This window comes from Streptomyces sp. NPDC030296 (genome assembly GCF_055572815.1).
In genome coordinates this window covers 171,066-192,833 of sequence record NZ_JBVICQ010000016.1, presented here as the reverse complement: position 1 = coordinate 192,833, position 21,768 = coordinate 171,066, and the positions used below count along the sequence as shown (strand labels likewise).

Genomic DNA, 21,768 nt, shown 5'->3' with positions numbered 1-21,768 from the left:
GAAGCTAAGCCTCACAGCGCCGATGGTACTGCAGGGGGGACCCTGTGGGAGAGTAGGACGCCGCCGAACAAATATTGGGAAAGGCCCACACCTTACGGTGTGGGCCTTTCTGCTTTTAGCGGTTCATGCGTCGGCTTCGTAGAGTGCTGGGATGCGCTACGACCTCGTGATCTTCGACAACGACGGTGTGCTCGTCGACAGTGAGCCCATCTCCAACCGGCACCTCGCCGCCTATCTGACCGAGCTCGGGCACCCCACCTCGTACGAGGAGTCCATCCGTGACTACATGGGCTCCGCGATGCACCGTGTTCATGAGCTGATCCACGAGCGGACGGGGCTGCGGCTGCCCGACGACTTCGACGACGTCTTCCACGCGCGGGTGTTCGCCGCGTTCGAGCGGGAGCTGGCGCCGGTCGACGGGGTCTTCGACGTGCTGGAGAAGCTGGTGGCGGAGGGCGTGCCGTACTGCGTGGCGTCGTCCGGGAGCCATGAGCGGATCCGGGTCGGTCACCGGACGACGGGGCTCGACCGGTGGTTCGGGGAGGGGCTGGTGTTCAGCGCGCAGGACGTGGGGCGTGGGAAGCCGGCACCCGATCTCTTCCTGCACGCGGCCGAGCGGATGGGAGTCGCGCCGGAGCGGTGCGCGGTGGTCGAGGACAGCCCCCTCGGCGTTCGGGCGGGGCTCGCGGCCGGGATGGACGTGTACGGGTTCACCGCGATGACGCCGGCGGAGAAACTGACCGGGGTCCAGGGGCACTTCTCGGACATGGCGGAGCTGCTCCCTCTGCTTAGTTGAGCAATCTTCAACTTCCTCTACCCAGGGGGAGCGGGCGGCCCCTACTGTTCCGCCATGACAGATGTGCTGCGGCGCGGCCGGGCCGCGTTGGCGTTCAGCTTCTTCGCTCAGGGCGTCGCCTTCGCACTGCTCGTGACGCGGATTCCGGCCATTCAGGACCGGTACGGGGTCTCCGACGCGCTGCTGCCGGCCTTCCTCGCCGCGGTACCGGTGCTCGCCGGTGTCGGCAGCGTCTGCACCGAGCAGCTGGTGAAGAAGGTCCCGGCGAGCCAGGTGCTGCGCTGGTCGCAGCCCGTCGTGCTCCTGGCGCTGCTGGGCGTCGGAGCCGGTGAGCACATGGTCGAGCTCGGGATCTCGCTGGCCGCGTTCGGGCTGGCGGTCGGGGCGCTCGACGCCTCGATGAACATGCTCGGGGTGAGCCTGCAGCGGTCCTACGGGCGGAGCATCATGCTCGGGTTCCACGCCGTGTACAGCCTGGGCGGGATATCCGGGGCCTCGCTGGCGTGGGTGGGGGCGCACTGGGATCTGCCGCTGCTCGTGTCGTATCTGCCGGTGGTCCTCGTACTGCTGCCGGCCGCTCTGGTCGGGAGCCGGTGGTACGTCGACGGGGGTGGGCCCGAGGACAAGGCCGCCGCGGAGTCCGGTGCCGCGGGTGGGCGTGTCGCCTTCTCGCTGCTGCTGCCGCTCTGTCTGGTGATGTGCTTCGCGTACATCGGGGACTCGACCGTCTCCAACTGGAGCGCCAAGTACTTGGAGGACGTCCTCGGCAGCTCGGACGAGATGGCGACCGTTCCGTACAACGTCTACATGGTCACCACGCTGCTCGGGCGGTCCATCGGGGACCTGGGGGTGCGGCGGTTCGGGGCCGCTGCCGTCGTACGGGCCGGCGCGGTGATCGCGGCCGCCGGGTTCGCGGTGGTGGCGGGAGCGCCGGGGGCCTGGGTGGGGATGCTCGGGTTCACGCTCCTGGGGCTCGGGCTGTGTGTGCTCGTCCCGCAGACGTTCGCGGCGGCGGGACGGCTGTTCCCGGGGGCTTCGGATGCGGCCGTGGCGCGGCTGAACATCTTCAACTATGTGGGCTTTTTGATCGGTTCCCCGTTGGTGGGGGCGTTGGGGGACGCCTGGAGCTATCGCGGCGCGATGCTCGTGCCGATGGCGTTGGTGCTGGTGACGTTGGTGTACGCCCGGTCGTTCGAGACTGAACCGGACCGATACGGTGGCGGGCATGAGCGGCCGCGCACAGTTGATGTGGGACGAGGCAGTAACGGGCTATGACTTCGGCCCTGACCATCCGATGGATCCGGTCCGGCTCGCGTTGACCCGGAGTCTCGTGAGCGCCTTCGGGCTCGACCGGGAGATGGACGTCGTCTCGGCGAAGCCGGCGGGGGAGTCGACCCTGCGGCTCGTGCATCGTGAGGACTACGTGGCGGCGGTGAAGGCCGCGTCCGCCGACCCCGGTGGCGCCGACGGCTCGTACGGGCTCGGGACCATGGACGATCCGGCGTTCGCCGGGATGCACGAAGTGTCCGCGCTGATCGCCGGGCAGTCCGTGGGGGCGGCGGAGGCCGTGTGGCGCGGCGACGCGCTGCACGCCGTGAACTTCGCCGGCGGCCTGCACCACGCCATGCCGGGCGGCGCCTCCGGGTTCTGCATCTACAACGACGCCTCCCTCGCCATCGCCCGGCTGCTTGAGCTGGGCGCCGAACGGGTCGCCTACGTGGATGTGGACGTGCACCACGGGGACGGGGTCCAGGCCGCGTTCTGGGAGGACCCGCGGGTCCTGACGATCTCCCTGCACGAGCACCCCCGGACGCTGTTCCCGCAGACCGGCTGGCCGGAGGAGACCGGGGCGGACACGGCCGAGGGGTCGGCCGTGAACGTCGCGCTGCCGGCCGGGACCGGGGACGCGGGGTGGCTGCGGGCGTTCCACTCGGTGGTGCCGGAGGTGCTCGCCGAGTTCCGGCCGCAGGTTCTGGTGACCCAGCACGGCGCCGACACGCACTTCGAGGACCCGCTGGCGCATCTGGCGGTGTCGCTGGACGCGCAGCGGGCGGTACAGGTGGCCTTGCACGACCTGGCGCACGAGCATGCCGAGGGGCGGTGGGTCGCGCTCGGCGGCGGGGGGTACGCGGTGGTGGACGTGGTGCCGCGGTCGTGGACCCATCTCGTGGGGATCGTGGCCGGGCGGGAGATCGCGCCCGAGGCCATGATTCCCGAGGAGTGGCGGCAGCAGGTCTTCGCGCGGACACGGCAGCTGGCGCCGGTGCGGATGACCGACGGGCGGTGGCCCGTGGAGTGGGCCGGGTGGGATGCCGGGTACGACCCGGCGGACCGGCTGGACCAGGCGGTGCTGGCCGCGCGCAAGGCTGTCTTCCCGCTGCGGGGGCTGCTGCCGTAGGGGCGGCGGCCGTTAGGCCAACTGTGTGGTTCGGCCAGGGATTCCGGTGGTGGCGTGGGGCGGGTGCGTCAGCATCGGGGTGTGTGGAGTGCGGGGGCGTTACGGGCTCATCTGGTGGCGGTCGGGCTGGCCGGGAGGGTGGCCACCTCGCGGGAGTCGAGCCTGCGGAGCTACCGGCTCTTCGCGGCCCGCGATCCTCGGTTTCTGATCGGGCTTGATCCCGAAATGACCTGGCGACAGCGGGATGTGCTCGGTTTGATGGCCCGGAAGTGCGGGGTTTCGGCCGACCCGGGGTGTACGACCGGGCAGGATGTGATCGACCCGGGGTTCACCCTGGCGGCGCTGGACCGGTTCGCGGAGCGGCTCGCCGCGGTCGCTCGCCGTGGTGGGCCGGTGCTCCTCGGTACCGGGCACCCGCATCGGCTGATCGGCTTCTACGGCGCTCTCGCGGACGCTTTGTCGGCGGCGGGATGTGAGGTCCTCACCCCAGCGACGGGTAGACGTGTCGACATAACGACCCGGTTCGGTCTACGCACGTACAACCTCGACTACGTACGAGGTGTCTCCGTGGTCCGGGAGGCGACCGCTTCGCGCTCCCGTTGTGCGACCGGCGTGCACACGCATTCGCCGCTCCCGATCCGGACGGTTCTGGCGGCCGCCGCGGACGGCGGCGGGCCCCTCCCGGAACTCGTCGTCGGGGACCACGGCTGGGTCTGCGGGGCAGGTCAGCTGGGGTTCGAGGCGATCGGGCTGGCCGACACGGACGATCCGGCGCCCTTCGTGGGGGAGGCCGAGGGGCGGGTGTCCGTCGTCGTTCCACTTGATGACGGTGTGCGGTCTGATTACTACCGACCGCTGACCCGCTACGTACTCAATCGGGCGTGTCTGTCACAGTAGGCCGCCGACGGCATCCCCTCTTCCCCACTCGCATCACCCGCCCCTACATTGGGGAGTGAGCACGCAGCGACGAAGAGTCACCGGAAGGGGAAGCCGGTGGCCGTCGAGTGCGGAAGGTTCAGGTGTGTCATGGCTGCAGCTGGCGAGAGGCCTCTGAACGAGGTTCAGTTCCTGACCGTGGCGGAAGTCGCCTCGGTGATGCGAGTGTCGAAGATGACCGTGTACCGGTTGGTGCACAGCGGTCATCTGCCGGCGATCCGGGTGGGCAGGTCCTTCCGGGTGCCGGAGCAAGCGGTTCACGAGTACCTCCGCGAGAGCTATGTGGGGGTGGAGACTGCCTGACGGTCACCGGGTCCAGGAGTTCCCGGAGGCCCCCGCGGGGCGTCCGGGATACCCCTGGTTCACCCTCGATTACGACCTCAGCGCTCGGACGGGTAGGCTGGCCCCTCGTAGGTCGTATGGGCCCATGGCGCCCAAACACCGAGTGATGAGAAGTGAGCGAGGGTAGTCGTGGGCTCTGTTATCAAGAAGCGGCGCAAGCGGATGGCGAAGAAGAAGCACCGCAAGCTGCTCAAGCGCACCCGCGTTCAGCGTCGCAACAAGAAGTAAGGCGGCCAGGCCCCTGAAAAGGGGCCCGGTGGACGCCCGTCCCGTACGGGCGTCGCACGCCTTGCACGCTTGTGCGAGCGCTGTGGAGAGCGCGTTGCTGAGACCCTCCACCGGATTCCGGTGGGGGGTCTCAGTGTTTTTGCCGGTCGTTGGCGGAGTCGCAGTCATCACAGCGCAACAACAACCCGCTAACGTGGCCGCACACGGGGAACGCGGCACAGGACGAGCAGGGATACGCCTACGGGCGCCGACGTTGGGAAGGAAGGCGCTGATCTTGGGGAAGGTCGTGCTCGTGACCGGGGTGGCCCGTCAGCTGGGCGGCCGGTTCGTACGTCGGATCCAGCGTGACCCGGAGGTCGACCGCGTCATCGCGGTGGACGCGGTGCCGCCGGAGCACCATCTGGGCGGCGCGGACTTCGTGCAGGCCGACATCCGCCATCCCGCCATCGCCCGTGTGCTGGCCGAGCACAACGTCGACACCGTGGTGCACCTGGACGTCACCGGCACCCCGCTGGGCAGCGGCGGCCGGGCCACGCTCAAGGAGACCAACGTCATCGGCACCATGCAGCTGCTCGGTGCCTGCCAGAAGTCCCCGCTGATCAAGCGTCTGGTCGTGAAGTCCAGTACCAACGTGTACGGCTCCGCGCCCCGCGACCCGGCCGTGTTCACCGAGACCATGCCGCCCAAATCCCTGCCGAGCGGCGGCTTCGCGAAGGACACCGTCGAGGTCGAGGGCTATGTGCGGGGCTTCGCGCGCCGCCGGCCCGATGTGGCCGTGTGCGTGCTGCGGTTCGCCAACATCCTCGGGCCGAGCGCCGATTCGCCGCTCGCCTCGTACTTCTCGCTGCCGGTGCTGCCGACCGTGCTCGGCTACGACCCGCGGCTGCAGTTCGTGCACGAGGACGACGTGATCGAGGTGCTGCGGATCGCCTCGCACGAGCCGGCGCGCGGCACCCTCAACAGCGGCACGTTCAACATCGCCGGCGACGGAGTCCTGCTGCTGTCGCAGTGCGCGCGGCGGCTCGGCCGGCCGACGGTGCCGCTGCTGATGCCGGCGGTCAGCTGGGTCGGGTCGATGGTCCGTACGCTGGGGGTGACGGACTTCTCGCCGGAGCAGCTGCGGCTGCTGACCCACGGCCGGGTCGTGTCCACGAACCAGATGCGCGAGACGCTCGGGTACCGGGCCAGGTACACGACCGCGGAGACCTTCGCGGACTTCGCGCGCGGCAGGGGACCCGGCCTGCTGCCCCCCGAGGCCGTCGCGGAGGCCGTGGACCGGCTCGCCGCACTCGCGGTGCCCGCTCCGGGCAGCGGCCACACCCCGACGCAGAGCGCCAACTGAGGAGCGCATCAACGATGGCGGATGCCAAGGTCATTCCGTTCGACGACGACCGGACCCGTGGGGGCGCCGCGCAGCGCCCGCCGCGCCGCCGGAGCGCGGGAAGCCGGCGCAAGGGTGAGAACGCGGCCGTACGCGACGTCCGGGAATCCGGTGAGGTCCAGGCCCTCCCAGGACTGGCGGGCAGCACGGATGATGTCCCTGTGACACGGGAGAAGCCGGAGCCGCCCCAGGAGGCCGCCGAGGCAGTGGACGCCGGGGCGCTGGAGCGACGGATCGCGGGCGGTCTCGCCTTCCTGCGCAAGCGGCTCACCGGGGACTACGAGGTCGACGACTTCGGCTACGACGCCGAACTCACCGACCAGGTACTGATGTCGCTGCTGCGGCCGCTGTACGACAAGTACTTCCGGGTCGAGGTGAAGGGCATCGAGAACATCCCGGCGGAGGGTGGCGCCCTGATCGTCGCCAACCACTCCGGGACGCTCCCGATGGACGGCCTGATGATGCAGGTCGCCGTGCACGACAACCACCCCGCCGGGCGCCATCTGCGGCTGCTCGCGGCCGACCTGGTGTTCATGCTGCCGGTGGTGAACGAGCTGGCCCGCAAGCTGGGGCACACCCTGGCTTGCGCGGAGGACGCCTCACGGCTGCTCCAGCAGGGCGAGCTGGTCGGGGTCATGCCGGAGGGCTTCAAGGGCCTCGGCAAGCCCTTCGGCGACCGCTACAAGCTCCAGCGGTTCGGCCGAGGCGGCTTCGTCTCCACCGCGCTGCGCGCGGGCACGCCGATCATCCCGTGCTCGATCGTCGGCGCGGAGGAGATCTACCCGATGATCGGCAACTCCAAGACGATCGCCCGCCTGCTGGGCTTCCCGTACTTCCCGATCACTCCGACGTTCCCCTGGCTCGGCCCGCTCGGCGCGATCCCCCTGCCCACCAAATGGACCATCCAGTTCGGTGAGCCCATCCCGACCGACGGCTATCCGCCGGAGGCCGCGGAGGACCCGATGCTGATGTTCAACCTGACGGACCAGGTACGGGAGCAGATCCAGCACACCCTGTACAAGCTGCTGGTGCAGCGGCGGTCGGTGTTCTTCTGAGACGTTCGCCGACGTACGACGATGGGGCGCCCTTCCTCGCGAAGGGCGCCCCATCGTGGTGCCGGGTCAGTCGGTCTCGCCGCCGTCGATGCCCAGGCCGGGCAGGAGGCCCGGGAGGAGGGGCGGGACGGTGACGTCGGGCTCCTGGGCCGGGGTGCTCCTGCCGGTGGACGGGGAGGTGCTGGAGGTGTCGTCCTCGGGCGGGTCGAGCAGACCGCCGGTGGTGCCGCCGACGAGGTTCTCGCCGCTGTCCGACGCGGACGGGTCGGGCTTGCCGTCGCTCTCCTGGCCGTCCGCGGAGCCGCCGCCGGTGCTGGGCGCCGGACGGCCGGAGTCGGCCGCGCCGGGGGCCCGGGAGCCCGGGGAGCGGCCCTGCTTGTCGTCGCCGCCCGGTGCGGGGGGCAGCGGCAGCTGCGACCGGTGCGGGGCGACCTCTTCGTCTATGGCGTCGAAGACCGAGGACACCTGCTGACTGACGTCCCCGAGCTGGACGGGCAGCCGCTCGCGCAGCGCGTCCCACGCCTCCCGGTGGGACCGGGAGAAGGTCGACAGGGCCTGGATGGGGCCGAGGGAGCCCGGGTCGCGCTGGTAGGCCTCGTGCAGCAGGCGGTGACCCTCGGCGGCGTCGTGCTTCATGCCGGTGAGGGCCCGGCGGATGTCGCCCAGGGACTCGTGGTCGAGGTGTCCGCCGCGGCCGCGTTCCATCAGCCTGCGGGCCTCGCTGAGCCGGGTGGACGCCTGGTCCAGATAGAGCCGGCCCTGGTCGTCGGTGTCGTCGGCCAGGGTGAGCTTCACGTCCTCGATGCCGCGCTTGAGGCCGTAGAGCGAGTCACCGGGCAGGGCGTCCGAGCTGGCGGCGGCCACACCGCCGAAGGCTCCCGCGGCGACTCCGACGCTGAGCCCGCCCGCGGCGAGGCCCTTCGTCAGCCGTGAACGCGGTCGCAGTTTGCCCAGCGGGCTCGCCCGGTGGGCGCCCCGCGCCTTGCCGGATCGCTGCTCGGGCACCGAAGAGTCCTTCGCCTCGCGCCCCGCGAGCGTGCCGTCCCGCAGCATGGCTTCCATCGCGGCCACCAGTTGGGCGCGCTGGACCACTTTGACCTCGGGGTCAAGCTCCGGCTTGGGCAGCTCGTCGAGACCGGTCGCCAGGGTCAACAGGCGTCCCTGATCGGTCTGTTCCGCTGCCGGGGCCGGTGCCGATCCCTCGGGCTGCTCGGCCGCCGTGCCCTGGTCGGACAGCTCCTCCAGGGCCTGGGCGAAGGCGTTCGCCCGCCGGTGCGCCGATACGTTCGCGATCACTGGCGGCACCTCCTCTCGTCATGACGGTCGACTCCCCAGGGGGTCCTGAGGGTTGCACGTCCCCGACCAATGCACACGATCGAGTGATCGATGTCGGCCGGGCCGTGACCACAGGGAGCCTGTATCCCGCTCAACGAGTGGTGCGGCACTTGGGTTACGGACGGAGGATGAACCGGCGAAGAAGTCAACGGAAGGCGACGGAGGGTGAGTTGAAGGTCGCCGAGCGTGTCCGGACGCAGTGCTCGGCGCGGGGTCGGCGATGGGTCGCCGGGATGGGTCCTGCCGGGGGCGGGCGGGTCAGCGGGCGTCGTCCGGCAGCAGGCGGGCGAGGGTGCGGACCGCGCGGTACTGGAGGGTCTTGATCGCGCCCTCGTTCTTGCCCATGACGCGGGCGGTCTCGGCGACGGAGAGGCCCTGGAGGAAGCGGAGGGTGACGCACTCCTGCTGCTGGGGGTTGAGGCGGCGTACGGCCTCGAGGAGGGCGGCGTTGGAGAGGGACTCCAGGACGGAGTCCTCGGGGGAGCGCTCGACCTCGTTGGCGTCGAGCATCTCGCCGGTGGTGACCTCCAGCCGGAAGCGGCTGGACTTGAAGTGGTCGGCGACGAGGTTGCGGGCGATGGTGACCAGCCAGGCGCCGAAGTCGCGGCCCTGCCAGGTGAACGTCCCGATGCGGCGCAGGGCGCGCAGGAACGTCTCACTGGTGAGGTCCTCGGCGGTCGCCTTGCCGCCCACGCGGTAGTAGATGTAGCGGTAGACGGTGTCGCTGTACTGGTCGTACAGGCGGCCGAAGGCGTCGGCCTCGCCGGACTGGGCGCGTTCGACGAGGTCCATCATGCGGGCGCTGTCGCTGTCCGCGGCGGGACGGCGGGTGGTGGTGGCGGTGGATCCCGAACGGCCTCGTCTGCCCACTTCCCGCCCGTCACCCGACCTCCGCCCCCCAACGACGGCGCTGCGCGCCGACCCCTGTTCAATGCTGTCGGCGAGTGCGTAGCACGGGCCTACGGGCGCGGCGGCGGAGGCGAGGGCGGGGACGGCGTACGCGGTGGGGACGAAGCCGCGCAACAGGTTGTTGACCGTCGCGCGCAGCGTAGCCAGGCCCGAGGCGTCAACCCCGACGTGTGGGTACACGGGACTCCCAGAGGCAGAGCTTCCATCACGTGCAGTACGGAACCATTCACCCGTCGTAGCGACGGAGGGGTACCGGTTTGCGTTTGAGGAGAATAACGCTTCGTGCAGGCACTGCTACACCCAGTTGCTCAAATCATCGATTACGTCGCTTCTGTTACCGATTGACGGCTGCTCAAGTGCCGGTGCGTGATCGATTCTTGATCGATTGGGTTCGCGTTCCGTCTGGGTGCGGGGCGGGTTGTGGTCGGGTGCGGATGGCGGGACTGAGGGGCGGGCGGTGGGGGTATGACAGCCGGAATGCGTGCGGGCGTGCGGGAACGCCGAACGCCGGAGGGGCGGTTTCCCGCCCCTCCGGCGTTCGAAAGAAGGTGTGGTCGAAAAAAGGTGCTGAGCGATCGGGTGGATCAGCGGCGGCGGCGGTGCAGCGCGATCGCGGCGGCCGTGCCGCCGGCCACCGCGCCCACGCCGGCCGCGGCCGGGAGGCCGACCTTGGCCGCCTTGCGGGCCGTGCGGTAGTCGCGCAGCCGCCAGTCCATGGAGCGGGCGTGCTTGCGGAGCTTGGAGTCCGGGTTGATCGCGTAGGGGTGGCCGACCAGGGACAGCATCGGAATGTCGTTGTGGCTGTCGCTGTAGGCGGCGCAGCGGGAGAGGTCCAGGCCCTCGGCGGCAGCCAGGGCACGGACGGCCTCCGCCTTCGCGGGGCCGTGCAGCGGTTCGCCGACCAGCTTGCCGGTGTAGACGCCGTCGACCGACTCGGCGACCGTGCCGAGCGCCCCGGTCAGACCGAGGCGGCGGGCGATCACCTGGGCGATCTCCACGGGCGCGGCCGTCACCAGCCACACCTTCTGGCCGGCGTCGAGGTGGGCCTGGGCGAGGGCGCGGGTGCCCGGCCAGATGCGCTCGGCCATGTACTCGTCGTAGATCTCCTCGCCGATGATGGTCAGTTCGGCGACGCGGTGGCCCTTGACGATGGAGAGCGCGGAATTCTGGGCGTCCTGCATGTGCTCGGGGTCCTCGGAGCCCGCGAGCCGGAACCACGCCTGCTGCCACGCGAATCGGGCGAGGTCGCGGGTCTCGAAGAACTTCCGCTTGTACAGGCCCCGGCCGAAGTGGAACAGCGACGCGCCCTGCATGACCGTGTTGTCGAGGTCGAAGAAGGCCGCGGCCTTCTCGTCGCCGAGGACCGGGAACTCCGGTTCGGCGGCAGGGGTGTCGGGCGCGGGAGCGAGGTCCTCCAGATCCCGGGAGGACTTGCGCGCGGCCTCGGCTGAGGCCTCGCCTGCCAACACACTCCGTGCCGTGGCGGAGCGCCTACGAGGAGTGAGCCATCCTAGAGCGGCCATGTCGTGAGCATAGCCAGTCCGTTCGGTGGTTCCGGAGCCAAGAGGTTCGCAAGGTGTGAACTCTGCACGACCTTGTCGTTAAAGAGGTGGTCCGTGCGGCGTGTCCGGGTGCGGGACGGGTGACGAGGGGGCGCGTCGCGCGCTGCGACAATGGGGGCATGAGTGCCATGTTTCGGCGACGGTCGCGTGGGTCGGGGGAGCGTCTCGTCACCCTGATCGGCAAGCCGGGGTGTCATCTGTGCGATGACGCACAGTCGGTGATCGAGAAGGTGTGCGGGGAGCTCGGGGTGCCCTGGGAGAAGAAGGACATCACCCAGGACGAGGAACTGCACCGCGCGTACTGGGAGCAGATCCCGGTCGTGTTGGTGGACGGGGCGCAGCACACGTTCTGGCGGGTGGACGAGGCGCGTCTGCGCAAAGCCCTTACACAGATGTGACTGACCGGCCAGTCCAAGTGGTCCAGAAAGTCGCTTAGGATCGACGGGCTGATTGGTCTCGGGGGCGGGATTCGTGAGGAGAGTGTGCGGTTTTGCCCCCGTGGAGCAAGGCGCCGAGCTGGGCGTCGCGTGAGGAACGAAGGCACGTCCGTGTCGGTTCCGCGCGTGCGCGTCGAGCGTGCGTGACCCCGGTCACGTTGGCCGGGCAAATCGGACACCATCTTTGTGCACGCGTTCACAAAGACATAGCCTGCTGTCGACGGGGCGGTCTGGGGACGCATGACCGCCCGCAGCCCCGCTCTACCCGCAGGAGCACCGTGGCAACTGGCCGAACTCACCGACCGGCGACCCGCAGCCGAGGGATTCCCGAGGCCACCGTCGCCAGGCTTCCGCTGTACCTCCGTGCCCTGACCGCGCTGTCGGAGCGCTCGGTACCCACCGTTTCATCCGAGGAACTGGCGGCCGCGGCGGGGGTCAACTCCGCGAAGCTCCGCAAGGACTTCTCCTACCTCGGTTCGTACGGGACGCGGGGCGTCGGCTACGACGTCGAGTACCTCGTCTACCAGATCTCCCGTGAGCTGGGCCTCACCCAGGACTGGCCGGTCGTGATCGTCGGTATCGGTAACCTCGGCGCCGCCCTCGCCAACTACGGCGGGTTCGCCTCCCGTGGGTTCCGGGTCGCCGCGCTGATAGACGCCGACCCGGCGATGGCGGGGAAGCCGGTCGCGGGCATCCCGGTGCAGCACACGGACGACCTGGAAAAGATCATCGACGACAACGGGGTCTCCATCGGCGTGATCGCCACCCCCGCCGGAGCCGCCCAGCAGGTGTGCGACCGGCTCGTCGCCGCCGGGGTCACGTCCATCCTGAACTTCGCGCCCACCGTCCTCTCCGTGCCGGACGGTGTCGACGTACGCAAGGTGGATCTCTCGATCGAGCTGCAGATCCTCGCCTTCCACGAGCAGCGCAAGGCCGGGGAGGAGGCCGCGGGCGAGTCCGCGGCCGTGCCGCTGGCTCCCAAGGAGTCCGGGAAAGGGCCCGACGGGGATGTCCCCGCCGTGATGCCGGCATGAGTCTCCTGGTCGTCGGGCTGAGTCATCGCAGCGCTCCGGTGAGTGTGCTGGAGCGGGCCGCGCTGTCCCTGGACGCGCAGATCAAGTTGCTTCAGGACACGGTGGCCGCCGAGCCGGCCGCCGAGGCCGCCGTCCTCGCCACCTGCAACCGCATCGAGCTGTACGCGGACGTCGACAAGTTCCACGCCGGTGTCGCCGAGCTGTCCACGCTGCTCGCCCAGCACAGCGGGGTGGGGCTCGACGAGCTGACGCCCTATCTGTACGTGCACTACGAGGACCGGGCCGTCCACCATCTGTTCTCGGTGGCCTGCGGGCTGGACTCCATGGTCGTCGGCGAGGGGCAGATCCTCGGGCAGATCAAGGACTCGCTGGCCCGCGCGCAGGAGCTGCACACCGCCGGGCGGCTGCTGAACGACCTGTTCCAGCAGGCCCTCAGGGTCGGCAAGCGGGCGCACTCCGAGACCGGGATCGACCGGGCCGGGCAGTCGCTGGTGACCTTCGGTCTGGAGCAGTTCACCGCCGGTGGTGCCGTCGAGGAGTGGGCCCGGGGCAAGCGGGCCGTCGTGATCGGTGCCGGGTCGATGTCGTCGCTGGCCGCCGCCACGCTGGCGCGGGCCGGGGTCGCCGAGATAGTGGTCGCCAACCGGACGTACGACCGGGCCGAGCGGCTCGCGCAGATCCTCGGCGAGCAGGGCGAAAAGGGTGAAACGGACGTGCTGGCTCGCGCGGTACCGATGGAATCGGTGCCTTCCGAGCTGACACGTGCCGATGTCGTCGTCTCGTGCACCGGTGCGACGGGCCTGGTCCTGACCGCCGACGCCGTCGCCGCCGCCGTCGAGGGGCGGGTGCCCGAGGGTACGGCCGTGGCCGGGCGCGACCACCGCGCGGACACGCGGGGCGACATACGGCCCGTGCTGCCGCCGACGTCCGTCGGCACCGACGAGGACTGTCCGCTCGACCTCCCCGCCGTCCAGGGCGGCGGCTTCTCCGTGCACGGCGAGGCCGCGGTCGCCGGGATGGACGCGGCGACGCTGGAGCAGCACGCCGCCTGGGTCGACAACGCGACCGTCGACCGGCGCACCGCCGCCCGCCGCACACCCGCCGGCGACGCCGAGCTGATCGCCGCGCTCGCCGCGACCTTCGCCGTCACCGGCCGGATCACCGAACTGCGCCGGCCCGAGCCGGTCGTCGAGGCGCCCCGGCCCGAGCCCGTGCTCGCCCTGCTGGACCTGGCCATGCCGCGGGACATCGACGCGGCCGCGCACCGGCTGCCCGGTGTCCGCCTGGTCGACATCGAGTCCCTCGCCGAGGCCTCCGCCGACGCGCCGATGGCCGCCGACGTGGACATGGTGCGGAGGATCGTTTCGGACGAGGTGGCCGCCTTCGGCGCCGCCCAGCGGGCCGCGCACATCACCCCCACCGTCGTGGCGCTGCGCGCCATGGCCGCGGATGTCGTCGCGAGCGAGATCGCCCGCCTGGAGGGCCGGCTGCCCGGCCTCGACGACAAGCACCGCGGCGAGATCACCCAGACCGTGCGGCGCGTCGTCGACAAGCTGCTGCACGCGCCGACCGTACGGGTCAAGCAGCTCGCGGCCGAACCCGGCGGCGCCGGGTACGCGGACGCGCTGCGGACCCTGTTCGACCTGGACCAGGAGACGGTCGCCGCCGTGTCCCGGGCCGATGACAGCCAAGAGAACGCCGAGAACCGAGGGCGATCATGAGTGAGCAGGCACGTGAGGCGCCCCAGCGTCGAGCCGATGGGCCGCTGCGGCTCGGGACCAGGCGGAGCAAGCTCGCCATGGCCCAGTCCGGGCTGGTGGCGGACGCGGTCCGGCAGGTGACCGGGCGGCCCGTCGAACTCGTGGAGATCACGACGTACGGCGACGTCTCGCGCGAGCATCTGGCGCAGATCGGCGGCACGGGCGTCTTCGTCACCGCCCTGCGGGAGGCGCTGCTGCGCGGCGACGTCGACTTCGCCGTGCACTCCCTCAAGGACCTGCCGACCGCGCAGCCCGCCGAGCTGGCGCTGGCCGCCGTGCCGGTGCGCGAGGACGCGCGGGACGTGCTGGTCGCCCGCGACGGCCTGACCTTCGCCCAGCTGCCGGACGGCGCCCGCGTCGGCACCGGCTCGCCGCGGCGGATGGCCCAGCTGAACGCGTACGCGCGCAGCCACGGCCTGACGATCGAGACGGTGCCGATCCGCGGGAACGTAGACACCCGGATCGGATACGTGCGGAAGGGTGAGCTGGACGCCGTCGTGCTGGCCGCCGCCGGACTGAACCGGATCGGCCGGATCGACGAGGTGACCGACTTCCTGTCGGTCGACACGGTTCTGCCCGCCCCCGGCCAGGGGGCACTGGCGATCGAATGCGTCGCGGACAACGCGTCGCTGGTCGCCGCGCTCGGCGAACTCGACGACCCGTTCACACGGGCCGCCGTGACCGCCGAGCGGTCCCTGCTCGCCGCCCTGGAGGCCGGTTGCAGCGCCCCGGTGGGTGCGTTCGCCGACCTTCTGGCCGACGGGCAGACTGTCAAGGAGATGCGCCTGCGCGGCGTCGTCGGCACGACCGACGGCTCGACGCTGGTGCAGCTGTCCACCACCGGTCCCGTGCCCGAGACGCACGACCAGGCAATGGCGCTCGGCCGTGAACTCGCGGCCGAGATGCTCGCCAAGGGCGCGGCCGGTCTGATGGGGGAGCGAGCACATTGAGCCCCACCACCCTTTCCGCCGGTCCGGACCACGGTCACGTCACCTTCCTCGGTGCCGGACCCGGAGATCCGGGATTGCTGACCCTGCGCGCCGTGGAGGCGCTGGCGAACGCGGACGTCCTCGTCGCCGAGCACGACGTGCTCGACGTGGTGCGCGCGCATGCCCGTCCGGGCGTCGCCGTACTGGACACCGACACGGGCCCGCCGTCGCCCGTGGCCGCGGCGCCCTCGGCCTCTTCCGCGGCTACTTCAGCGGATACGTTTTCGGGCACAGGCACGCCTCAGCTGACGGTTGTTGACGGCGCGTCGACAACCGTTGGTGCACCCGCTGTGCGGGATGCGGCACATCTTGTCATGGAGGCCGCGAGGGGCGGCAAGCGGGTCGTCCGTGCGGTGTCCGGGGACCCTGGCCTGGACACCTATGCCACCGGGGAGATGCTGGCGTGCGCCGCGGCGGGTGTGCCGTTCGAGGTGGTGCCCGGTGTGGCGGCCGCCGTGGGCGTGCCCGCCTACGCGGGTGTGCCGCTGCGGGACGCGCAGGGCGCGGACGTGCGCTTCGTGGACGCGCGCACGGCGTCCGAGCGGTGCTGGACCGAGGTCGGCGCGTCCGACGGGACCGTCGTGGTCTCGGCGACGCTGGAGACCGTGGCCGCCGCCGCGGGTGAGCTGGTCGCCGCCGGCCGCAAGCCCGATACGCCGCTGACCGTCACCGTCGCCGGTACGACGACCCGGCAGCGGACCTGGACCGCCACGCTCGGCACGATCGCGCAGGTGCTGAAGCAGGCCAAGGTGCTGCCCTCGCCGGAGGGCGGCCGGCCGGTGATAGCCGTGGTCGGTGAGCGTTCCGCCGCGGCCCAGCGCGACCAGTTGTCGTGGTTCGAGAGCAAGCCGCTGTTCGGCTGGCGGGTCCTCGTGCCGCGCACGAAGGAGCAGGCCGCCTCGCTCTCCGACCAGCTGCGGTCCTACGGGGCCGTGCCGCACGAGGTGCCGACGATCGCCGTCGAACCGCCGCGCACCCCGCAGCAGATGGAGCGCGCGGTCAAGGGCCTGGTGACCGGACGGTACGAGTGGATCGCCTTCACCTCGGTGAACGCGGTCAAGGCCGTACGGGAGAAGTTCGAGGAGTACGGGCTCGACGCCCGGGCCTTCGCGGGGATCAAGGTCGCCGCGGTGGGTGAGCAGACCGCCAGGGCCCTGGTCGCGTTCGGTGTGAAGCCGGACCTGGTGCCGAGCGGTGAGCAGTCCGCGGCCGGGCTGCTGGAGGACTGGCCGCCGTACGACCCCGTCTTCGACCCGATCGACCGGGTGTTCCTGCCGCGGGCCGACATCGCCACGGAGACGCTGGTCGCCGGGTTGATCGAGCTCGGGTGGGAGGTCGACGACGTGACCGCGTACCGGACCGTGCGGGCCTCGCCGCCGCCGGCGGAGACCCGTGAGGCGATCAAGGGCGGTGGCTTCGACGCCGTGCTGTTCACGTCGTCGTCCACCGTGCGGAACCTGGTCGGCATCGCCGGCAAGCCGCACAACGTCACCGTGATCGCCTGTATCGGCCCCGCGACGGCGAAGACCGCCGAGGAGCACGGGCTGCGGGTGGACGTGATGGCTCCCGAGCCGTCCGTGCACAAGCTGGCCGAGGCGCTCGCCGACTTCGGCCTCCGGCGGCGCGCGGCCGCGCTGGAGGCGGGGGACCCGGTGACACGGCCGAGCGAGCGGCGGCCGGGGGCTCGGCGGAGGCGCAACACGACCTGAGCGGGTCGGTCGTAGGCGTACGGGAGGGGCGGCGGTTCTCGGGACCGCCGCCCCTCCGTCTTGTGCGGTCGCTGTGTCAGCGGCCGGCCGGCGGCATCAGTACCCTGCGCGTATGGCCGACCTCTTTGCAGTCGACGTCTCCATGAACCTGGCGGCTACGGTGCCGGACGCGGTGCTCTCCGAGTTGCGCCGACACCTCGGTCTTGAGGGGACGGGGGAGGGGTTCGCCGGAACTGCTGGCGTTCCACTCGGCCACGGAAGGTGTCATCGGTCAGATCAGGTTCTATGAGGACGAGATCCCTGATCTGCTCCTCGCAAGGTCAGGGGAACTGATGAAGGTGTCCCTGAGCCGTCTGCCGGAATCGAAGCCCTGGCAGACTGCTTCCGGCCGAGCGTGGAACGGGGGTCTCAGGTCTCGAACTCGCCCACCCAGGAGCGCTCCAGCAAGTGCTTGGGCAGGTACTCGGACTCGACGGTGATGGGCATGCCCACGTCGTAGGCGAGGCAAGCCATGGCGAGGGGACCGAGGGCGACGGCTCCGTCGGTGCTCTGTTCGCGGTCCTCGTTCGCCGTCCAGTACTCCTTGTGGAGTCGGAGGGCCTCGACGAGGGCGGTGTTGAACTGTTCCTCGTCCCGTTTGAGGAACTGCAGAAACAGGTTGAGCGGCGGGTAGAGGACCTTCAGCATCAGCTCACGGTCGGCAACCCGGAGCCGATCAGGGTCGGTCCCCCGAAAGGCTGCGGTGAACTTGTCGCCGAGCCCCGGACGCTCCATCCAGTACGTCTGGAGAGCATCGACCCAGTCGTAGACGTAGTCGTCGTAAACCGCCCCTGAACCGTGCAACAGGTCGAGCGGCACGTCGGACAGACGTGTCATGCGGTCCTGGTCCCGGCAGATGACCGCCAGCCAGAACGCGGTGATCCAGTTACCCGCGTCGGTGAAGTGCTGAGCACCAATGGCCCGGATCGTGCGCACCTTGTGCGCGATCCGGCACTCCACCGTCTCCTGATCCGTGGTGGCCGCCGCGAACATGGCGGAGCCGAGCTGCATCGCCGCCACCCAGGCTTCCCAGGTCTCGGACTTGTCGGCGGTGGCGTCGTGGAGGCAGTGCAGCGCCGCCTTGCTCAAGGCGCTGCTGAAGATCAGGCCGAACATCTCGGGATGCTCCGAGAGAACCTCTGTCTCTTCGAGCAAGCGCCGGTCAGCCGCCTCGATGAAATCCGTTGCATCCGCGGGTGAAGCGTCATCGCCCCGCGGCACACGTACGACCATCAGTTGCTCCCGGGCTTGCCGATGATGAACTGCTGCATCTCATAACCAGCATATTTGCCGCCCGGTGTGGCGTCCGCCTTGACCAGGACGTAGTCGACTTTCCCCAGGGCGAGGGCTATGCGCAGTTTGCTGGCGAGGTCGGCCTCGGCTTGGTCCTTCGTCCTGTCGGCCCGCTTGTCCATCTCCTTGAGGATGGTCTCGAAATATTCGCGGGTGCCCTGCTCTACGCGATTGCCCAGATGGCTCGTCCGCTCCCCGATCTTCGCGGTCGTGGATCCCTTGGCTTCGACGACGACGTAACCCCCGCCAGGCTTCTCATAGATCTGGTCGAACCGGTTGTTGCCGAAGGCCCCGTCGTCCACACGCCGCGCTCCCGGATAGCGCTCCGGTATGGCGTGGTGCTCCGCGACCCGCTCACCGAACAGCTCGCTCTGCTTGAGCATGTCGCCGTGCAGCGGGGAGTGGGCGGCCTCGGCGGCGTCCATCGCCGCCTCCGCCTCGGCGGTTCGGTGCTTCAGGTACTCCTTCTCGGCAGCGGTCAGCGACTTCTCGGCCGCCTTGTCGGCCACGATCGCGTCGCGACGCGAGGTCGCCCATTCATCGAGGCGTTTCAGCACGCCGCTGTCGACGCTCGTCCGGACCCCCGTCCCATGGGGATTGGGGTCCATGTACCGCGCCTGGATCGCGGGCGGCAGATCGCTCTTGGAGATCCACTTGGTGGGATCCGCCGGATCCCGGACCAGAATGGGCAGTCGCTGTCCGAACACCTCGGCCGAGGCGGACCTGCGGTAACCGTTGGACCGGTAATGGTCCTTGAACCAGCGTGGATCGTTGTTGGCGAGATCCACGTGGCGTTGCATGACGGCACGCGCGTCCATCTGGTCGGCGCGTCCTGAATGCGGCTCGCCCGCGCCGTCGGCCGCTTCGTCCGTCCTGCCGCCCGCTGCGGCCTCGTCCCCGAGTCCACCCGCCTCGTCGCCGGACGGCCCCAGATCGTCCAGCCAGCCGGACCCGCCCGAGCCACCCGACCGGGGTGGCAGTCCGTCACCGCCCCGCCCACCGCCCGTGCTGCCGCTGTCTCCTCCACGGCCGACGGCCCCGGCACCGTCTCCCCCGCGGGCTCCGACTGCCGTGGTCTCCCGTACACCCGTCGCGCCCCGCGTGTGCTCCCCCCGCTCGCCGGTCTCCGCGCCGCGCTGCTCCGCCGTCCGCTCGTGTCGGATGGCGTCCAGGGACTCCCGTACCGTCCCGTCCGCGTTGTGCATGATCAGGGTCTTGGTGTCGAGGTAGACGACCTCGCCCCCGGGGGTGGTCATGCGGACGGAGTTCTCGGGGGTGAGGCCGGCCGGGAGGGCGTCGGCGATGTTCGGGGTGTCGGCTATCCGGTACGTGCCTTCGCCGAGTCTGATGTGTGTGCCGTTCGTGATCCCCCGCAGCCCGGACATGACGTCACTGATCTTCACGGCGGTCCCGCCGATGCCCTTCGCGATGTACGTCATCGGGTCGACGATCCGCCCTGCCCTGCCTGCGAAGGAGAGGGCCTTCGCGATCGCACCGGCCTTGCCGGTCGCCGCGACCGCGCCTCCCGTTCCACCCGTGAAAACGGTGGTGAGGACGTTGAAGGTGACCGCCCCGGCCGCCCGGGAGGGGTTCTTGCCCCACTCGTCGTACGCGATGAGCGCCTTCCCGGTCTCCACGACCGCCGTACGGGAGTCGCGCAGCCAGGAGGGGAGTTTGTCGGCCGGGGCCAGCCAGTACGCGGCACCGAGCGGCGTTCCCGTGATCAGGACGCCGGTCGCGAGCTTGCCGAGGCCGGTCCAGGCCTGTCCCGCCGCGTCCCAGCCATTGAAGCCGACCAGCGTGCCGAGGCCCTTGATCGTGCCCCACACGCCGTCCACGACGAAGCCGACCGTGAAGTCCCAGGCGTGCTCGTGGAAGTAGTACCAGGGGTTGGACTCCTCGACGACGTCACCCCACGGCAGACCCCCGGCGTTGTTGAGGTCCTCGGCGCGGTAGCCGTACATGTTCTCTTTGCCGGAGCCGTCGTCGACGACGAGCGGATCCCCGCCGACCAGTGCGACGATCTTGTTGTGGCAGGCCCGCTCGGCGGCCTGGAAAGCAGACCAGGCCGCGTTCACCGCGTTGCGGCGGGCCGTGTTCTCGTCGATGAGGTCGCCGTCCGCGACCCAGTCGTCGTCGTCCGCGACGCGCCGTTCGAACGCCGCCGCCTCCTCGCGGAGCGTGTTGAGCCGGTCGACCAGGGGCCGGACCTCGGTCGCGTAGTCGAGCAGTGCCTTGGAGACCGTGCCCAGCTCGGTCTGCAGGTCGTGGCCGGCCGACGAGACGGGCGCCGTCGTCGCGAAGAGCTGGTCGGCCTCGGGGGCCTTGTAGAAAGGTTCCAGCAGGTTGAAGTTGGCGTCGATCAGCAGACCCGCCGCACCGATCGCCATGCCGTCGAACGCGATGTCACCGGCGTCCGTCTCCAGTTGCTCCAGATTCCCGGTGAACTCCGGTATCTCGGCAGAGACAACGGGCCTGTCCTCGCTCACGCCTACCCCCGTGGACGCCCTCGCAGATTCGTTCCCTCAACTCGATGCCACGCTCGGGGCGTCTCACGCTGTGACGCATGGACACACATGAACGCTGAGTCGATCATTTGTACCAAAATTGCGATCGCGATCCCATGTACTTCTGGCCAAAGCTCGCCCCGCTCATGGGACTTCGCCGTACTGGCGACCGGTTCACGCCTCCTGGCGGAACGTGCGCCGTCTCACTCCGGCTGTCATCGCCTGGTTCCACAACGGTGCCAGCGCGAGGGCGGTGCACCACGCCATGACGGCCGACCTGCCCGCCCTCGTCGAGCGTCCGGCCGGCTTCCTCGCCTGCGCAGGGGGGGGTGGCGTTCAGGGGGCGTAGGAAGGCCGCGGTGTGCGTCAGTTCACCCTCGCGGAGCGGGTGTTGTCGCTGGCAGAGTGGACGTGTATCGCGCGGGCCGACGGGGGAGGCACGGGAGCATGACAGCGATGATCTCGGTGAAGGTCGAGGGGCCGGTCGGGCTGGACGAGCCGCAGGAGCTCCTGGAGGAGCTGGGCCGGGAGACGGGGCTCGACTGGCGGCTGGAGACGGTCGGGCAGAAGGGCACGCTGGGCGGCGATCTCGCCTTCACGCTGTTGGAGGCGCTGCTGGAGGGCGCGGTGGGAGCCGCGGTGGGGGTCGCCGCGCAGCGGGCGGTCGACACCTGGCGCGGGCGGCGGCTCGACCCGCCGACGGTCACCATCGTCTTTCAGATGCCGCAGACGCCGGGAGCGCCGCCGGTGCCAGGGGCGCCGCCAGCGCCGCCAGCGCCGGGAGCGCCGGGAGTGCCGCCAGTGCCGGGGACTGCGGGAGCGCCGGGAGTGGCGCCAGTGCCGGGGACTGCGGGTGCGCCGGGTACGCCGATTACGCCGGGGACTGCGGGCACGCCGGGCACGTCGGGAACGCCGACTACGCCGGGGGATCCGGGGACTGCGGGTGCGCCGACGGCCTCGGGCACGCCCGAGCCGCCCCAGGATCCCGAGTCGCCGCAGGTCCCCGGTGATGACGTCGGCGGTCCTACGAGGCCCGGCACCCCCGAAGGGAGCTGACG

At 70.5% G+C, this 21,768-nt stretch carries 20 protein-coding genes and 1 rRNA gene; 16 read left to right on the top strand and 5 right to left on the bottom strand.

Translation table 11 applies throughout. From position 1 onward, the window contains the following. The 9 genes from rrf to ACZ4Z3_RS35820 all read left to right on the top strand — a co-directional run. Positions 1-69 (top strand): 5S ribosomal RNA (rrf, locus tag ACZ4Z3_RS35860); the annotation flags it as partial. Between the two features lie 82 nt (positions 70-151). After that, positions 152-796 (top strand): HAD family hydrolase, encoded by a 645-nt coding sequence (locus ACZ4Z3_RS35855; RefSeq protein WP_468504963.1) that lies wholly within the window; start codon positions 152-154, stop codon positions 794-796. A gap of 54 nt (positions 797-850) precedes the next feature. Next, a complete protein-coding gene (locus tag ACZ4Z3_RS35850) occupies positions 851-2,071 on the top strand; it encodes an MFS transporter (protein ID WP_468504962.1) in 1,221 nt (406 codons plus the stop codon). After that, positions 2,022-3,194, top strand: coding sequence for an acetoin utilization protein AcuC (locus tag ACZ4Z3_RS35845; protein ID WP_468504961.1), 1,173 nt, complete (start codon positions 2,022-2,024; stop codon positions 3,192-3,194). The genes ACZ4Z3_RS35850 and ACZ4Z3_RS35845 overlap by 50 nt, the downstream gene beginning before the upstream one ends. 81 nt (positions 3,195-3,275) lie before the next feature. Then, positions 3,276-4,091, top strand: a complete 816-nt coding sequence (locus ACZ4Z3_RS35840; RefSeq protein ID WP_468504960.1) for a phosphatase — start codon at positions 3,276-3,278, stop codon at positions 4,089-4,091. Positions 4,092-4,220: 129 nt separating this feature from the next. Beyond that, positions 4,221-4,433: a helix-turn-helix domain-containing protein gene (locus ACZ4Z3_RS35835; protein WP_004984898.1), complete on the top strand. Its 213-nt coding sequence runs from the start codon at positions 4,221-4,223 to the stop codon at positions 4,431-4,433. A gap of 168 nt (positions 4,434-4,601) precedes the next feature. Continuing rightward, positions 4,602-4,700, top strand: a complete 99-nt coding sequence (locus tag ACZ4Z3_RS35830; protein ID WP_003948845.1) for a 30S ribosomal protein bS22 — start codon at positions 4,602-4,604, stop codon at positions 4,698-4,700. Between the two features lie 274 nt (positions 4,701-4,974). Continuing rightward, the gene (locus ACZ4Z3_RS35825) at positions 4,975-6,042 is read left to right on the top strand and encodes an NAD-dependent epimerase/dehydratase family protein (protein WP_468504959.1); all 1,068 of its coding nucleotides are present in this window, start codon (positions 4,975-4,977) and stop codon (positions 6,040-6,042) included. Positions 6,043-6,056: 14 nt separating this feature from the next. Further along, the gene (locus ACZ4Z3_RS35820) at positions 6,057-7,136 is read left to right on the top strand and encodes a lysophospholipid acyltransferase family protein (protein WP_468504958.1); all 1,080 of its coding nucleotides are present in this window, start codon (positions 6,057-6,059) and stop codon (positions 7,134-7,136) included. A gap of 66 nt (positions 7,137-7,202) precedes the next feature. On the opposite strand, the gene ACZ4Z3_RS35815 is transcribed toward ACZ4Z3_RS35820, so the two are convergent. From ACZ4Z3_RS35815 to ACZ4Z3_RS35805, 3 genes are all read right to left on the bottom strand, one after another. Continuing rightward, the gene (locus tag ACZ4Z3_RS35815) at positions 7,203-8,432 is read right to left on the bottom strand and encodes a DUF5667 domain-containing protein (protein WP_468504957.1); all 1,230 of its coding nucleotides are present in this window, start codon (positions 8,430-8,432) and stop codon (positions 7,203-7,205) included. 297 nt (positions 8,433-8,729) lie between these two features. After that, on the bottom strand, positions 8,730-9,560 hold the full coding sequence (locus tag ACZ4Z3_RS35810) for an ECF subfamily RNA polymerase sigma factor, BldN family (protein WP_468504956.1): 831 nt from the start codon (positions 9,558-9,560) through the stop codon (positions 8,730-8,732). A gap of 404 nt (positions 9,561-9,964) precedes the next feature. Beyond that, complete coding sequence (locus ACZ4Z3_RS35805; RefSeq protein ID WP_468504955.1) at positions 9,965-10,903, bottom strand: HAD family hydrolase; 939 nt, start codon at positions 10,901-10,903, stop codon at positions 9,965-9,967. A 158-nt stretch (positions 10,904-11,061) separates the two neighbouring features. Here ACZ4Z3_RS35805 and ACZ4Z3_RS35800 point away from each other — a divergent pair, with 158 nt between their 5' ends. The 6 genes from ACZ4Z3_RS35800 (at position 11,062) to ACZ4Z3_RS35775 (ending at position 17,160) form a co-directional block, all read left to right on the top strand. Next, complete coding sequence (locus tag ACZ4Z3_RS35800; protein WP_468504954.1) at positions 11,062-11,340, top strand: glutaredoxin family protein; 279 nt, start codon at positions 11,062-11,064, stop codon at positions 11,338-11,340. A 317-nt stretch (positions 11,341-11,657) separates the two neighbouring features. Beyond that, positions 11,658-12,413 (top strand): redox-sensing transcriptional repressor Rex, encoded by a 756-nt coding sequence (locus ACZ4Z3_RS35795; protein ID WP_055519708.1) that lies wholly within the window; start codon positions 11,658-11,660, stop codon positions 12,411-12,413. After that, on the top strand, positions 12,410-14,134 hold the full coding sequence (locus ACZ4Z3_RS35790; protein ID WP_468504953.1) for a glutamyl-tRNA reductase: 1,725 nt from the start codon (positions 12,410-12,412) through the stop codon (positions 14,132-14,134). Before ACZ4Z3_RS35795 ends, ACZ4Z3_RS35790 begins: the two co-directional genes overlap by 4 nt. After that, positions 14,131-15,123 (top strand): hydroxymethylbilane synthase, encoded by a 993-nt coding sequence (hemC, locus tag ACZ4Z3_RS35785; protein ID WP_468504952.1) that lies wholly within the window; start codon positions 14,131-14,133, stop codon positions 15,121-15,123. Before ACZ4Z3_RS35790 ends, hemC begins: the two co-directional genes overlap by 4 nt. After that, a complete protein-coding gene (locus ACZ4Z3_RS35780) occupies positions 15,120-16,871 on the top strand; it encodes a bifunctional uroporphyrinogen-III C-methyltransferase/uroporphyrinogen-III synthase (RefSeq protein ID WP_079049455.1) in 1,752 nt (583 codons plus the stop codon). Before hemC ends, ACZ4Z3_RS35780 begins: the two co-directional genes overlap by 4 nt. Before the next feature lie 112 nt (positions 16,872-16,983). Beyond that, complete coding sequence (locus tag ACZ4Z3_RS35775) at positions 16,984-17,160, top strand: hypothetical protein (RefSeq protein ID WP_468504951.1); 177 nt, start codon at positions 16,984-16,986, stop codon at positions 17,158-17,160. Between the two features lie 119 nt (positions 17,161-17,279). On the opposite strand, the gene ACZ4Z3_RS35770 is transcribed toward ACZ4Z3_RS35775, so the two are convergent. Beyond that, a complete protein-coding gene (locus ACZ4Z3_RS35770) occupies positions 17,280-18,143 on the bottom strand; it encodes an immunity 49 family protein (RefSeq protein WP_468504950.1) in 864 nt (287 codons plus the stop codon). Next, positions 18,143-20,692, bottom strand: a complete 2,550-nt coding sequence (locus ACZ4Z3_RS35765) for a hypothetical protein (protein ID WP_468504949.1) — start codon at positions 20,690-20,692, stop codon at positions 18,143-18,145. Before ACZ4Z3_RS35765 ends, ACZ4Z3_RS35770 begins: the two co-directional genes overlap by 1 nt. A 465-nt stretch (positions 20,693-21,157) precedes the next feature. Here ACZ4Z3_RS35765 and ACZ4Z3_RS35760 point away from each other — a divergent pair, with 465 nt between their 5' ends. Then, on the top strand, positions 21,158-21,766 hold the full coding sequence (locus ACZ4Z3_RS35760) for a hypothetical protein (protein ID WP_468504948.1): 609 nt from the start codon (positions 21,158-21,160) through the stop codon (positions 21,764-21,766). Positions 21,767-21,768 lie beyond the last annotated feature (2 nt).

Excerpts from the sequence above, each read along its gene's own strand:
- ACZ4Z3_RS35760 (WP_468504948.1), top strand. The coding sequence starts at position 21,158 with ATGACAGCGATGATCTCGGTGAAGGTCGAGGGGCCGGTCGGGCTGGAC.
- ACZ4Z3_RS35805 (WP_468504955.1), bottom strand. The coding sequence starts at position 10,903 with ATGGCCGCTCTAGGATGGCTCACTCCTCGTAGGCGCTCCGCCACGGCA.
- ACZ4Z3_RS35855 (WP_468504963.1), top strand. The coding sequence starts at position 152 with ATGCGCTACGACCTCGTGATCTTCGACAACGACGGTGTGCTCGTCGAC.
- hemC (WP_468504952.1), top strand. The coding sequence starts at position 14,131 with ATGAGTGAGCAGGCACGTGAGGCGCCCCAGCGTCGAGCCGATGGGCCG.
- ACZ4Z3_RS35800 (WP_468504954.1), top strand. The coding sequence starts at position 11,062 with ATGAGTGCCATGTTTCGGCGACGGTCGCGTGGGTCGGGGGAGCGTCTC.
- ACZ4Z3_RS35775 (WP_468504951.1), top strand. The coding sequence starts at position 16,984 with ATGGCCGACCTCTTTGCAGTCGACGTCTCCATGAACCTGGCGGCTACG.
- ACZ4Z3_RS35820 (WP_468504958.1), top strand. The coding sequence starts at position 6,057 with ATGGCGGATGCCAAGGTCATTCCGTTCGACGACGACCGGACCCGTGGG.
- ACZ4Z3_RS35835 (WP_004984898.1), top strand. The coding sequence starts at position 4,221 with ATGGCTGCAGCTGGCGAGAGGCCTCTGAACGAGGTTCAGTTCCTGACC.
- ACZ4Z3_RS35770 (WP_468504950.1), bottom strand. The coding sequence starts at position 18,143 with ATGGTCGTACGTGTGCCGCGGGGCGATGACGCTTCACCCGCGGATGCA.
- ACZ4Z3_RS35850 (WP_468504962.1), top strand. The coding sequence starts at position 851 with ATGACAGATGTGCTGCGGCGCGGCCGGGCCGCGTTGGCGTTCAGCTTC.
- ACZ4Z3_RS35790 (WP_468504953.1), top strand. The coding sequence starts at position 12,410 with ATGAGTCTCCTGGTCGTCGGGCTGAGTCATCGCAGCGCTCCGGTGAGT.
- ACZ4Z3_RS35845 (WP_468504961.1), top strand. The coding sequence starts at position 2,022 with ATGAGCGGCCGCGCACAGTTGATGTGGGACGAGGCAGTAACGGGCTAT.